This is a genomic window from Protofrankia symbiont of Coriaria ruscifolia (assembly GCF_900634745.1).
GTDB classification, from domain to species: Bacteria; Actinomycetota; Actinomycetes; order Frankiales; family Frankiaceae; genus Protofrankia; species Protofrankia californiensis.
Genome location: NZ_CAAAFR010000054.1, coordinates 1 through 12664 on the forward strand (window position 1 = coordinate 1; position 12664 = coordinate 12664).

General features: G+C 65.7%; 9 protein-coding genes and 1 CRISPR repeat array. All 9 genes read left to right on the plus strand.

Annotation, left to right across the window (positions count from 1 at the left end):
- Window positions 1-16: 16 nt before the first annotated feature.
- Window positions 17-2938: a CRISPR direct-repeat array (repeat unit 30 nt; unit sequence GTCCGTGATCATCCCTGGAGGGATTGAAAC).
- A 64-nt stretch (window positions 2939-3002) separates the two neighbouring features.
- The 9 genes from CV1CTNOD_RS08215 (at window position 3003) to cas2 (ending at window position 12259) form a co-directional block, all read left to right on the plus strand.
- Complete coding sequence (locus CV1CTNOD_RS08215; protein ID WP_131785552.1) at window positions 3003-3209, plus strand: hypothetical protein; 207 nt, start codon at window positions 3003-3005, stop codon at window positions 3207-3209.
- Between the two features lie 30 nt (window positions 3210-3239).
- On the plus strand, window positions 3240-3560 hold the full coding sequence (locus tag CV1CTNOD_RS08220; RefSeq protein WP_207386264.1) for a type II toxin-antitoxin system Phd/YefM family antitoxin: 321 nt from the start codon (window positions 3240-3242) through the stop codon (window positions 3558-3560).
- 493 nt (window positions 3561-4053) lie between these two features.
- On the plus strand, window positions 4054-4743 hold the full coding sequence (gene cas6 / locus CV1CTNOD_RS08225; RefSeq protein WP_131785554.1) for a CRISPR-associated endoribonuclease Cas6: 690 nt from the start codon (window positions 4054-4056) through the stop codon (window positions 4741-4743).
- Window positions 4740-6179 carry a hypothetical protein gene (locus tag CV1CTNOD_RS08230; protein WP_131785555.1) on the plus strand — a complete coding sequence of 480 codons (1440 nt, stop codon included), beginning with the start codon at window positions 4740-4742 and terminating at the stop codon, window positions 6177-6179. Before cas6 ends, CV1CTNOD_RS08230 begins: the two co-directional genes overlap by 4 nt.
- On the plus strand, window positions 6179-7240 hold the full coding sequence (gene cas7i, locus CV1CTNOD_RS08235; protein WP_131785556.1) for a type I-B CRISPR-associated protein Cas7/Cst2/DevR: 1062 nt from the start codon (window positions 6179-6181) through the stop codon (window positions 7238-7240). The genes CV1CTNOD_RS08230 and cas7i overlap by 1 nt, the downstream gene beginning before the upstream one ends.
- A 5-nt stretch (window positions 7241-7245) precedes the next feature.
- On the plus strand, window positions 7246-10413 hold the full coding sequence (gene cas3, locus CV1CTNOD_RS08240) for a CRISPR-associated helicase Cas3' (protein ID WP_242606494.1): 3168 nt from the start codon (window positions 7246-7248) through the stop codon (window positions 10411-10413).
- 134 nt (window positions 10414-10547) lie between these two features.
- Window positions 10548-11015, plus strand: a complete 468-nt coding sequence (locus CV1CTNOD_RS08245) for a Dna2/Cas4 domain-containing protein (protein ID WP_131785559.1) — start codon at window positions 10548-10550, stop codon at window positions 11013-11015.
- Window positions 11012-11992: a type I-B CRISPR-associated endonuclease Cas1b gene (cas1b, locus tag CV1CTNOD_RS08250; protein WP_131785557.1), complete on the plus strand. Its 981-nt coding sequence runs from the start codon at window positions 11012-11014 to the stop codon at window positions 11990-11992. Before CV1CTNOD_RS08245 ends, cas1b begins: the two co-directional genes overlap by 4 nt.
- A 3-nt stretch (window positions 11993-11995) precedes the next feature.
- Window positions 11996-12259: a CRISPR-associated endonuclease Cas2 gene (cas2, locus tag CV1CTNOD_RS08255; protein ID WP_131785558.1), complete on the plus strand. Its 264-nt coding sequence runs from the start codon at window positions 11996-11998 to the stop codon at window positions 12257-12259.
- The last annotated feature ends 405 nt before the right edge of the window (window positions 12260-12664 follow it).

Here is a 12664-nt window from a genome sequence, read left to right on the forward strand (position 1 = left end):
TGTCTGGACCAGCCAAGTCCGTGATCATCCCTGGAGGGATTGAAACTTGGGTTGCATGGTGAGGATGAGCTGGTTGGGGCGTCCGTGATCATCCCTGGAGGGATTGAAACTGCGGACAGTTCGCGCGCTGACGCTACGCCGTCCGGGCCAGTCCGTGATCATCCCTGGAGGGATTGAAACAAGAGTGGGCGTGCCGGCGGCGGGTGTCCGGCAGGTCCGTGATCATCCCTGGAGGAATTGAAACAGGTGGTTGCCGTCGTGGCCCGCGGGGAGTCCGCAGGTCCGTGATCATCCCTGGAGGGATTGAAACGGTTGAAGGTTGACGGTCTCTCCTAGCACGGGCCCGGTCCGTGATCATCCCTGGAGGGATTGAAACGCGGCCGCCTGGTGGTCGAAGACGGCGGTCGCGAGTCCGTGATCATCCCTGGAGGGATTGAAACACCGTCGTCATGCCGACATCGCCTCGTCGTCAGCGGGTCCGTGATCATCCCTGGAGGGATTGAAACCCGAGGAGCTGGGCCTGGTGGCGCCCGAGCGGCCCTCGTCCGTGATCATCCCTGGAGGGATTGAAACGGTATCTCCTCTGTGGCCCCGTTAGGATATATAAGTCCGTGATCATCTCTGGAGGGATTGAAACAGAACCTGGCGAACGGCCACACGGTGCATTTGGGCGTCCGTGATCATCCCTGGAGGGATTGAAACCTGAACCGGGGGCGGACATTTCTTAAAAATCTCTAGTCCGTGATCATCCCTGGAGGGATTGAAACCCGCTGCATTGGGCGGCCACGGTGGCGATCACCGCCGTCCGTGATCATCCCTGGAGGGATTGAAACTCGAACTGGCCGGCTATCTCTGTCTGGTCATCGCCGCGTCCGTGATCATCCCTGGAGGGATTGAAACGCGTGGTTGGACACCATGGGCCTGGTCCGTGAGGACGTCCGTGATCATCCCTGGAGGGATTGAAACACGGCAAGAAAGAGTCCTGCGCCCGACAGGTCAAGGTCCGTGATCATCCCTGGAGGGATTGAAACACCACGCGTGTCAACCACCAGTGGGAGCGATGCCCGAGTCCGTGATCATCCCTGGAGGGATTGAAACTGGTAGAGCGGTAGCTTAAGATCGGCGCTCAGCTTGTCCGTGATCATCCCTGGAGGGATTGAAACCTACGACGCGCCTCCTGGCACGTTCGCTGCTTCACGGTCCGTGATCATCCCTGGAGGGATTGAAACCCATAGTCGACTGGTCGACTGGTTGACGTCAACCGGTCCGTGATCATCCCTGGAGGGATTGAAACCGGGAATAGCTGACCGCGTCGTCGCCGTAGAGCACCGTCCGTGATCATCCTTGGAGGGATTGAAACCCGTCCGCCAGCGCGGCCAGGCCCGCGCCGAAGGTCCGTGATCATCCCTGGAGGGATTGAAACACCTCGTTGAGTTGCATGGTCCCTCCTACGCATGTCCGTGATCATCCCTGGAGGGATTGAAACCTGAGCGCCACGGCATCGCGCTGATCGAAGACGCCGGTCCGTGATCATCCCTGGAGGGATTGAAACTGCGCAACCGCGGCGTCTACCGGGACGCGCTGGGCTGTCCGTGATCATCCCTGGAGGGATTGAAACCCATCAGCGGGACCAACATCTTGTGCGGGCTCCAGGTCCGTGATCATCCCTGGAGGGATTGAAACTTGCTGGCGTAGTAGTGCCCCATCCCTTTCTCAGAGTCCGTGATCATCCCTGGAGGGATTGAAACGTGCAGCTCAATGGCGCACAGCTGGCTGGCGCCGGTCCGTGATCATCCCTGGAGGGATTGAAACACGTGCCGGTGGTGGTACTACGGGATCGGATCCAGGTCCGTGATCATCCCTGGAGGGATTGAAACTCGGCCGAGTCGGGCGCGACTGTGAGCGCTGGCTCGTCCGTGATCATCCCTGGAGGGATTGAAACAGGTCCGCCATAGCTGCCACGACGAGGACGGGCGGCGTCCGTGATCATCCCTGGAGGGATTGAAACCATCAACAAAGGGTCGTGCCCGGTTCACGGCAGCCAGTCCGTGATCATCCCTGGAGGGATTGAAACGCGCCGGTGGTCTCGGCGAAACCGGCCAGGTACCGGGTCCGTGATCATCCCTGGAGGGATTGAAACATTGGAATCGTGTCCCATCCCCATCCCCATCCGTTCGTCGCCATCCGTGATCATCCCTGGAGGGATTGAAACTCTATGGCGCGTATGGACGGCCATACCAGGAATTTGGTCCGTGATCATCCCTGGAGGGATTGAAACACGCCTGGGCGCCGATGACGCTACCGCAGGTCCAGGTCCGTGATCATCCCTGGAGGGATTGAAACCCGACCGCCGAGGGCGATGCGATCGTGGCGGCGCTGGTCCGTGATCATCCCTGGAGGGATTGAAACCTGAGCCGTTGGCGTCCAGCGGGCGCTTGGTCCCTGTCCGTGATCATCCCTGGAGGGATTGAAACATGAGCCTCCGCGACCACCACAACCTCACCGCTCGGACGTCTGTGATCATCCCTGAAGGGATTGAAACACCTCCCAATCGGCCCACGCGATCGCATGGGTCACGGTCCGCGATCATCCCTGGAGGGATTGAAACACCTCGTGGGGCTCGACCGCCCCGGCCAGCGTGTAGGTCCGTGATCATCCCTGGAGGGATTGAAGCGATCGCAAACGTCGCGCCGTGACGTGCGGCGATGCGGGTCCGTGATCATCCCTGGAGGGATTGAAACCGCCACACGGGCGGGCGCTTGGCCCCGACGTGCAGGTCCGTGATCATCCCTGGAGGGATTGAAACGCTCGGTGCCGGGCCGTGGCGAGCTGGACCGTGGTGGTCCGTGATCATCCCTGGAGGGATTGAAACTCGGTGACGGGGTATCCCAGCACCTCCTTGATCAGCGTCCGTGATCATCCCTGGAGGGGTTGAAACACCGCCGGTGATCGCGAGATTGAAAAACTGGGAGTCGAAGTCCTGCCCGTATACGGTCGTACCTATGACGCGCAGACGAAGTGCGTCGCTTGCCAGAACGCGGGGGATTCGCTCCTCCCGGGTCTTCGATCCGAAGATCTTGTCGGTGACCGTCCGTCTGCTCGGCGGCCACGGAGCTTATGACGTCGTCGCCACCGTACGTGGTGGCGGCCGCTGTGAACTCGCGGAACCGTTCTCTGCCGCGTTCCGCCTTGCCGGCCTACTGGCCTGATGTTCTCTACTTGAGACCACGCCTTGGCCGATGGACGGCCGTTCCAGGTTCATGATGATTTTGATCATGGTGGCCGCGCTGCCGCTGGCCGAAGCCAAGTCCCACCTGTCGGAACTCGTCGGGCGGGTTCACGAGCAGTATGAACGTGTCATCGTCATGGTCCACGGACGCCCATCGGCCGTCCTGGTGGCCATCGAGGATCTGGGGTCGCGGGAGGGGATGGTGGCGATCCTGTCAGACTCGGCAACGGTCCGTCGGCTTGCTGAGTCCGAGGCTGAGCTCGCGCGCGGAGAGATCCTCACCGAGGATGACCTGGCGACAGTGATGGAAGGCAACTATCCGCGGATGTAACGGAACCTCGATGCGGATGGGCCATTGACCAAGCCTCGGATTCGGAGCCATTCGACTACTTTTGGTTATTGTGTGTGCTACCGGGTCGCTTTGGAAGAAGACCGAAGACCGCAACGTGGCCTCTTCGGTGGGCGTGTGTGCTGTAGGCCAACGTCCATCGAGAGTGATGGCGCGCGAAGGCCTATGCGTCGCGCTCCTCGGCTCAAAGACGTCGAGGCCATATGGCATCCTCTCTCGGTAACCTGCCGCGACAAGATGGACATCTGCGATAACCGGAGACCAGGGAGGGGGCCGGACGCGGAGTCGATCCGCTATGAACCGGGTTCTCGTCGGGTTGGTCGATCTTGATGGCTGTCGGCAGCGTATCGAGAGGTTGTCGTCGCCGTCGTCCGTCAGTACCTGATGGGTAGCGGCGACCTGCCGGTTACCTGGGGCCGGGCACGCAGCGCCGGCGGCAGACAAGATCAGAGTGTGAGAGGATCGGGGGAGTCGTATGAGGTTTCGGGTGGATGTTGCCGCGGATGTGGACAGCATTCCGTGGCCGCAGGTGTTCAGTCCGGCGCGCGGGGTTGCCTACGATCTGATCCGCGCCCAGGACGAGGCGTTGGCGGCCGAGCTACATGATCATGGTTATGCGGGTAGTTCGTTGCGTCCACTGGGTTTGTCGTCGCCGTGTTTTCGTGGGGCGGGTCGGCGTACCGGTGTGTACGGGGCGTCGGGTGATGGCTCGGTCTGGTTCGGTTCTCCGGTGCCGAGGGTGGCCGCGGCGCTGCTGGCAGGCGTGGCGGGGCGTACCGACATCCGCTGGGGCACGGTTCCGCTGCGGGTGCGGGGTGTGCAGCTGGAACCGGTGCCGGATCACAGCTCGGGAGAAGCCGTCTTTTCGACGGTGACGCCGGTGCTGGTGAAGTTCGAGGACCAGTTCATCCACCCCGATCATCCGCGGTATGTGGAACGGTTGTGCCACAACCTGCGTCACAAGGCGGACGTGCTGGGCCTGCCCGGCGAGGTCGAGGTCGAGGTGGTGTCGTACGGATATCCACGCAAGTTCCTGGTGCAGCGCGTGCCGCGGCATGGAAGTACCGTCCAGCTGCGGATGTGTGCCTCGTCCGTGTTGCTCGACGCCCTTTATGAATGGGGTCTGGGACTCAACACGAATCAGGGATTCGGCTGGATCCTATGACCGAGTTACTGTACGGGGAAACGCTGCGGGTGGGCGTATTGCCGTTTACGCGTCATCCGCTTCAACGCGCCGGCGCCTGGTCGGTCATGACGCTGGCCGGACGAGACCGTCCCGATGACGTAACCGTGACGGATCTCGACGATGTTACGGCAAAGCTTGTGCGGGACGTCGTGCGGGCATCAGTGGCAGCCAAGGATTCTGCCGCCTACGACTGGTGGAAGGTCCTGTACGCGCTGTTCCCCAACGCGAAGCCGACCCATGCGGGCCGGTCCAGGGACACAGCCGTGTTGACCCGCGAGGTGGAGCAGTTCTTCATCGTGGAGCGAGCGGGCGCCGTGCTGCGGCCGTGCGTGTTCTGCGGTACGCCGGCCGCAGCGCTGTGGTCGAAATCGATGTTGCCGATGTTCGACACGACCAAGTTCCTCAATACGCTCCCGCCGCGTGCGGCAGGCTGGCCGGTGTGCCGGGCGTGCCGGATCGCGTTGTGGGCGATGCCGTACGGCGCCGCGGTGACAGCCGGGTCCGCGACGGTGCTGACCTGCGACGACGACGCTGTCGAGCGGGCCTTCGTGGTGGACAACTGCGAGCGCGCCGCCCGGATCCGGCAGACCGGCTTCAGCTCCCTGCCGTCGAACGCCTCACCGGAGGCGGTGACGTTGTGGGCATTGCGCACCTACGCGAAATCGCGACCTGTCGCGGCAACCTTGTGGATGTTCAAGAATGACAACCAGGAGCCGTGGCTGCGTGTCACCGGTACTCGCCTGGCCGTCGTGGGATTCCTGCACGTCCTGCCCGCGAACAAGGATGCCGACCGGGGCTGGCGACGGCTCGAACACGCGTTGACCCGGCGTGCCGCGGACGGAGCGGTTGTCCGCAGTGGCCGTGACGTTATTGCCCGGACGTTGTTCGATCCCGCGAACGGTCCCCGGGACCGGTTGTTGGTCGAGATGTTCAACTGCCGTGACTCGATTGACAAGATGCCGGGGTCAACTCTGCGGGCCTGGCGGGCTCTGTTCGCGCTGTATCTGAGGGAGATGTGTGGAGTGGATTCGGGTGTGTTGAAACCCGTCACCGAACTGCTGGTCGACTGGATCACTGCTGAGGCCAATCCACGTGGTCGGTTCAACGAGTACCGAAAGGTGGCCGGCCGCGCATTTCTGTTGCAACGTCTGTTGATGGAGGCGAGCGGTCGGCTGCTGCTTGACGGGCGCCGTCCGTCAGATATCACCGGGGTGACAGGGGCGCTGTTCGGGTCGACCCCGCAGGGGTGGCAGCTTCGCGGCCAGTTGTTCTTCGAGGTCGTTGCCGAGCTGGTCGTGCGCAAGGCGCCGATTGGCACCCGGGACGACTCCGACGATTCTGACGACGGTGAACAGGACGGCCCGCTGGTGGGGGTCGACCCGGTCGATGACGAGGATGAACAGGGGGATGTCTGATGGCGTTTCTGGCAGGCAAGATTGTGCTCGCGGTGGAGGCGGGCGCGCCGAACAACGGTGCCGGTGACGGGACGACCGGCAGGGTGAAGAAGACCCGGATCCGGGGCCGCGATTATCCCTATGTGTCCGCGCAGGCGTTCCGCCGGTGGCTGCGGGACACGATGACTGCCGCCGGGTCGGTGCCGTCGCCCGCCCAGCGGGTCGGTAAGGCACAGAACAAGGCGCAGAAGGCGACCACGGCCGCGGACCCGATCAGGTATGTCGACGACGACCTGTTCGGTTACATGAAGGCCACGGCAAAATCCAGCGACGAGGCCACCACCATCCGCGATACGCCGTTCATGGTCGGCACATTCCTCGCGGTCGAACCGGTACGACCAACCGAGGACTTCGGCGTGATGTCCCGGGACATTCCCGAGCCGGTACTGCACGCACACGAGTTCTACACCGCTGATCTGGCCGCGCCGTTCCTGCTGGACGTTCCTCGAGTCGGCACGTTCACCCTGCCGGCCGCGAACGGGTCGGGGCGGCCGAACTACCTGGACGAGAAGACCGCGTTGGATGTCGCGTTGGCGGTACAGGCGGGCGCCACCACGCAGACGTTCCGTGGCCACACCGCGGTGCGCCTGCCGTTGGCCTCCCGCCGGGAGCGGGTCGCGGTTCTGTTGGAGGCCTTCGCCGAGCTGGCCGGTGGCGCGAAGAAGGCGTTGCACTACGGTGACCGGCTCCCGGCGCTGATTGCCGTGGTGCCGATGGCGGGTGGGGTGAACCCGCTCGGCTTTGTCATCGACGGCGCCGAGGACGGCACCGGTCTTCAGGTCCGCGGTGAGGTACTGCGTAAGGAACTGGCCGCATGGCAGGGCGAATGGGAGCCGCCGGTGCTCGTCGGTTGGCGACCCGGGTTCCGCGACACCCTGCGCAAGCAGTTCGAAGCCGACCTCGCTGAGGAGATCGCCGCCGGACAGGTGGTGGTCGGCCATCCGCGGACGGTGTTGCTCGCGCTCGCCTCACGGGTCCGTTCCGGGCAGCACGACGCCTGGTTCGACGACCCGGCACGGTGAATTCGGTGGGTGGGCAGCGGACCTCGGTCGAGGCTCTGCGGGTCGAGTTGTTCGTACCGGTCGCGTCGTTTCGGGATCCGATGTTTCCCGGGGTCACCCGATGCCTTCCCGTCCCGGCGTTGTCCACGGTGCGGGGGATGCTGGCGGCTGCTACCGGCCGTCCTGATGAGCCGGTGCGGCTGGGGATGGCGGCGAGTGCCGCCGGCGACGGCGTCGACCTGGAGACCTACCATCCGATCGCCGCGGACGGCAGCAATCCCGCTGTCGGCGGCCGGGTCGGACCGGGGAAGGGCGGCGCCACCGTCCGGGAACGGCCGTTCCTCACCGGTGTCGGTGTCATCTTGTGGATTCCCGGCGCGGACGGCCGGCGGATCGAAGCCGCGCTGCGCCGGCCGGTCTGGGGGCTGCGACTGGGCCGCTCCCAGGATCTGGTGCATCTGCGGGGCCGACCCCGGTGGACGGTGCTGCACCCGACCGCGGAGGCTGTGGTCGGCCACGCACTGGCCCCACCGGACGGTCACACCGCGCCCCAGGCGGTGTCCGTGCGGCTCGCCGAGATCATCAGCACCGATCGTCTGCGTACGATGTACGGATCGTACCTGTGGTGTCCGGCGCCGGCAGGACGGCAGTCCGTTCACGGTGCCTACCGTGACGAGGGCACCGGCGAGGCGGTCTGGCTCCACGGCCCCGACAGCCCCGACAGCGCAAACAGCGCAAACAGGGCAGACAGGGCAGACAGGGTTGACAGGGCTCGAGGTCACGGTGAGCTCGACCAGGTGCTCGCGAAGTCCGCCACCGGCTCCGCGCTCGGCCGCCCCGAGCCGCTCACCGCGCACTCCGCGGCGGTGCGCGACGCCGCCCGCATGGTCGCCGAGCGCATCGGCCCGGCCGGGCCGATCGCCGCGGAACCGCGCTTCTGGACGTGGGTGGAACAGGCCGCCCTGCTCCACGACGCCGGTAAGGTCGCCGCCGGTTTCCAACGGCAGCTGCGGGTGCGCAAGGCGCCGTGGGGCGAGCGTCACGAAGTGTTCTCGTTGGCCTACGTGGACCTGCTCACCGCCGGTCAGCCCGACCACGACCGGCTTATGACGGCCACCGGCGTCGCCTTCCATCACAGGCCACTGACGGTCAGCGGTGGTCTCGGCGGCGGCCTGGCCGACAGTTACCCGTATGACGGCGGCTGGGAACGCCGGTTCGGCCGCAACCCGGACGCGCTCGCCGACGAACCGCGCGTCCAGGTCACTCCGGCGCGGCACTCCGAGCTGCTCGCCTGGTTCACCGGCCAGCTCGCAGCGGCCCTGCCGCAACCGGACGGCCGACGGTTGTGGCAGCGCGCCCGCGATCTGTTCGCGGCGACGCGGGACGCCTGGATCGACCCGGTCAGCCCGGATGCGGGCCTGTTGGCGGTGCTGCTCCAAGGAGCGGTCACCCTCGCCGACCACTGCGGGTCCGCCCATGTGCCGCTGCAGCGGCACATGCCGTTACCGCGGCGATTCCTCGACCGGCTGGCCACACCGTACGATCATCAGCGGTGCGCGGCTGCGGTCGACGGCCATCTGATCCTGATCGCACCGACCGGCAGCGGCAAGACCGAAGCGGGCCTGGCATGGGCATCCACCCAGCTCGCCACCATGCCGGGTGGGCCCCGGCTGGTGTGGGTACTGCCCTACCGGGCGTCCATCGACGCAGCCGTCGACCGGTTCACCCGTGATCTCGACCCGCCGCCGGGCCAGGTCACGCCCGATATCGGTGTGCTGCATTCCACCGCGGCCCGCACGCTGCTCACCCGCGCGGTAGCGGAGGACTGCGCTCCCGGCGTCGACGACGCACGCAAGGCGCGTGCTCGGGCGGGCGCCATGCGCCTGTTCGCTCAACGGGTGCGGGTCGCTACCCCCCACCAACTGTTGCGGGCGGCCATCGCGGGGCCCCGGTACTCCTCGGTCCTGCTGGAACAGGCCAACGCCATGTTCGTCCTGGACGAGCTGCACGCCTACGACCCGGTCACCTTCGGCCGGATCTGCGCCGCGCTGAGATTGTGGGAGCAGCTCGGGAGCCGGGTCGCGGTGCTGTCCGCCACCCTCGCGCCGCCCATGGTCAAACTTGTCTGTGACAGTCTCGAGCTGCCGGTCATGGTGGTGCCCGCCGCCGCCGGCACCGCGCCGGACCGCCACCGTCTCGTCCTCGACAACGAGCCGATCACCGCGCCCGCGAGCCTGGCAGCCATCACGGATTGGCTCGCGGAGGGACGCAGCGTCCTTGTCGTGGCCAATACCGTGGGTACGGCTCAGCAGTTGTACGCAAGTCTGGCATCGGTCGCTCGCGGTCTCCTGGGGGACGACGGGAATGCGGCTCTGCTGCTGCATTCCCGGTTCAAAGCCCGTGATCGGGCGCGGATCGAACAACGCATCACCGCCCGGCATCCCGAACGCAAAGCCGGTCAGTCGGCCTTTCGCGGTGGGGGGCTCGTCGTATCCACCCAGGCCCTGGAAGTTTCGCTGTGCCTGGATTTCGACCGAGGGGCCAGCGAACTCGCTCCGATCGAGGCGGTCGCCCAACGTGCCGGCCGGGTCAACCGCCGCGGACGCCACCCCGACGGTCCCGTCGAGTTCCGTGTTCACGCCGTGTCGTCCCACCTGCCCTACGAGGAGGAAGCCCTGGATGCGGCATGGGCCGCCATGCGGCGCACCGTGCTCCGAGATCCCAGGATTTCGGAGCGCACGATCGACACCTGGCTGGCCGACGTCTACGCCACACCCTGGGGCCAGCAGTGGGCCCGCACCGCCCGCGACGCTCGCGATGAATTCATCACCGGCTTCCTGACCTTCTGTAAGCCCTTCGAGGACCGTAGCGAGTTCGCCGACGGTCTCGACAAGGGCTTCGACACCGTGCACGTTCTGCACGCCGACGACGTCGAGGAATACCAGGAGCTGTCCGACAAGCGCGACGGTGACCCGCTGCTTGCCGAAGGGCTGCTGATTCCGCTTTCGTTCGGACAGTATGCCGGTCTTCTCGGCAGGAAGTGCGTCCAGTTCCTGCGCGACCCGCGGAACTCCGCGCTTCGCCTGCCCGTCGTCGATGTGCCTTATACGCCCGACACCGGCTTGGAACTGGCCCGTGGCCAGGATGCCGATCCAGGTGGGCACTCCGCCGTACCCGCGGACACCGTCCTGTGAACGACGTCGGCCCGGCGAGCGACGCCAGCGACGCCAGCGACGTCGGCCTCGGAGGCAACGGTCTTGGAGGCAATGGCTTTGGAGGCAACGGCCTCGGGGACAGCCTTGGCGACGACGGCCTCGGCGGGGTTCACATCAAGTATCTGCTGCACTGCCCACGTCAGCTCTGGCTCTACATGCGCGGCTACCGTCCGGAGGGGGCCAGCGACCTGGTCGCCTTCGGCGAGGTCGTGGACGACACCACCTACACCCGCCGCCGCGACATCGACCTGGGCGAGGCGAAAATCGACTGGGTCACCACCGGCGCCGTCGTCCACGAGACCAAGTCCTCCCGGGCCACCTCGCCGGATCATGAGGCGCAGGTCCGGCATTACTGCCTGCTCCTGGAACGCCGAGGAGTCCACGTGCGCGGCGGGACGGTCCACTATCCGCTCATCCGCCGCACGGTCACAGTGGCATGGGACGGTCAGGCCCGCGCCATCGCCCTGGACACCGAACGGCAGGCCCGTGCCGTCATCGAGGAGCCGTCGATCCCGCCACGGCTGGAGCGCCGACGGTGCCGCGGCTGTTCCTACACCGACTACTGCTGGGGACAGACATGAGCGCCGCCGGCCGCACCTACTGGCTGACCGAACCCTGCCGCATCCGCCGCGAGGACAACAGCCTGCGCATCGAACGGGCTGACACCAGCCCGGTGCGCGTCCCGATCACCGACGTCCGCGACCTGGTCACCTTCGACCATGTCGACATCAACACGGCGGCCGTCTCTCTTCTCGGCCGGCACGGGGTGACAGTCCATGTCCTGGACCACTACGGCAACTATGCTGGCGCGCTCACCCCCGCGGAGGACATGTCCTCCGCTCAGGTGGTCCGCAGCCAGGTCACCCTCACCGCCGACCAGGATCGCCGCACGACTGTCGCCCGCGCAATCGTCGCCGGCACCGCGGCAAACGTGCGGTGGGCGCTCGATACCGACCTGCTCGATCGTGCCCTGGACACGCTCAACGGTCAGCTTCCGGACTGTCACAGTGCCGATCAGCTCATGGGAGCCGAGGGAAACTTCCGCCGCACCGCATGGGGCGTGCTCGACACGATCCTGCCGACCTGGCTGCGTCTCGACGGCCGTACCCGCCGTCCGCCCACCAACGCCGGTAACGCCTTCGTCAGCTACGCCAACAGCATCGTCTACGCCCGCGTCCTCACCGCCCTGCGCTGCACGCCACTCCACCCCGCGCTCGGGTTTCTGCACGCCGACACCGACCGTCGTCGCAACACCCTCGCGCTGGACCTGGCCGAACCGTTCAAACCGCTGTTCGCCGAACGCCTGCTGCGCCGCGCGGCAGCGCAGAAGACGCTGCGCCCCTCCGATTTCGAGACGGATGTCGGAAAGGCCACGCTCAGCCGCGAGGGCCGCAAGAAAGTCGCCACAATGATCCGAGAAGAGCTCGCCACGACCGTTCAGCACAGAGGATTACGCCGCAAGGTCTCCTACGAGGAGATCATTCATCTCGAAGCCCTCAAGATTGTCCGCCTCTGCCTGGAGGGCACGCCGTACAAGCCCTTCCGGCCCTGGTGGTGAGCCATGTTCGTCGTCCTCGTCTACGACACCGCGGCCGAACGCAACCCTCTCGTCCTCAAGACCTGCCGCAAGTACCTTCACTGGGTTCAGCGCAGCGTGTTCGAAGGGGAGCTGTCCGCTGCCCAGTACCGGGCCCTCCTCGCCGCGCTGCGCACCCATCTTGATCTTGGCTACGACAGCATCCGGATCTATCGGACGCGGTCCCCGCACCTTGTGGAGGCCGAGTGGCTCGGACGCGAGATGGGCAACCAGGACTCGATCCTCTAAGATAAGGATCATGGCTGTGACCTGGGGGTTTGCACTACCGCCGGACCGCTGCAAAACAGCCCTCCGATCGGCCCCACAAACAGCCCCTGACCTGCGCGTTTATCCTCGGGGTCCGTGATCATCCCTGGAGGGATTGAAACCCGATGGCCTCGGCCACCAGTGGTTCGATCGCGGGTCCGTGATCATCCCTGGAGGGATTGAAACCCGCTGCGCGGGCGTGGCCGGTGCTCGGCACGACCCCAGTCCGTGATCATCCCTGGAGGGATTGAAACCGGTCAGCGTTGACGATCCGGCCGATCTGAACCGCAGGTCCGTGATCATCCCTGGAGGGATTGAAACGCGCGAACTGACGCGCGACCGTCCCACGAGAGAGGAGTCCGTGATCATCCCTGGAGGGATTGAAAC

Excerpts from the sequence above, each read along its gene's own strand:
- CV1CTNOD_RS08215 (WP_131785552.1), top strand. The coding sequence starts at position 3,003 with ATGACGCGCAGACGAAGTGCGTCGCTTGCCAGAACGCGGGGGATTCGC.
- CV1CTNOD_RS08220 (WP_207386264.1), top strand. The coding sequence starts at position 3,240 with ATGGACGGCCGTTCCAGGTTCATGATGATTTTGATCATGGTGGCCGCG.
- cas6 (WP_131785554.1), top strand. The coding sequence starts at position 4,054 with ATGAGGTTTCGGGTGGATGTTGCCGCGGATGTGGACAGCATTCCGTGG.
- CV1CTNOD_RS08230 (WP_131785555.1), top strand. The coding sequence starts at position 4,740 with ATGACCGAGTTACTGTACGGGGAAACGCTGCGGGTGGGCGTATTGCCG.
- cas7i (WP_131785556.1), top strand. The coding sequence starts at position 6,179 with ATGGCGTTTCTGGCAGGCAAGATTGTGCTCGCGGTGGAGGCGGGCGCG.
- cas1b (WP_131785557.1), top strand. The coding sequence starts at position 11,012 with ATGAGCGCCGCCGGCCGCACCTACTGGCTGACCGAACCCTGCCGCATC.
- cas2 (WP_131785558.1), top strand. The coding sequence starts at position 11,996 with ATGTTCGTCGTCCTCGTCTACGACACCGCGGCCGAACGCAACCCTCTC.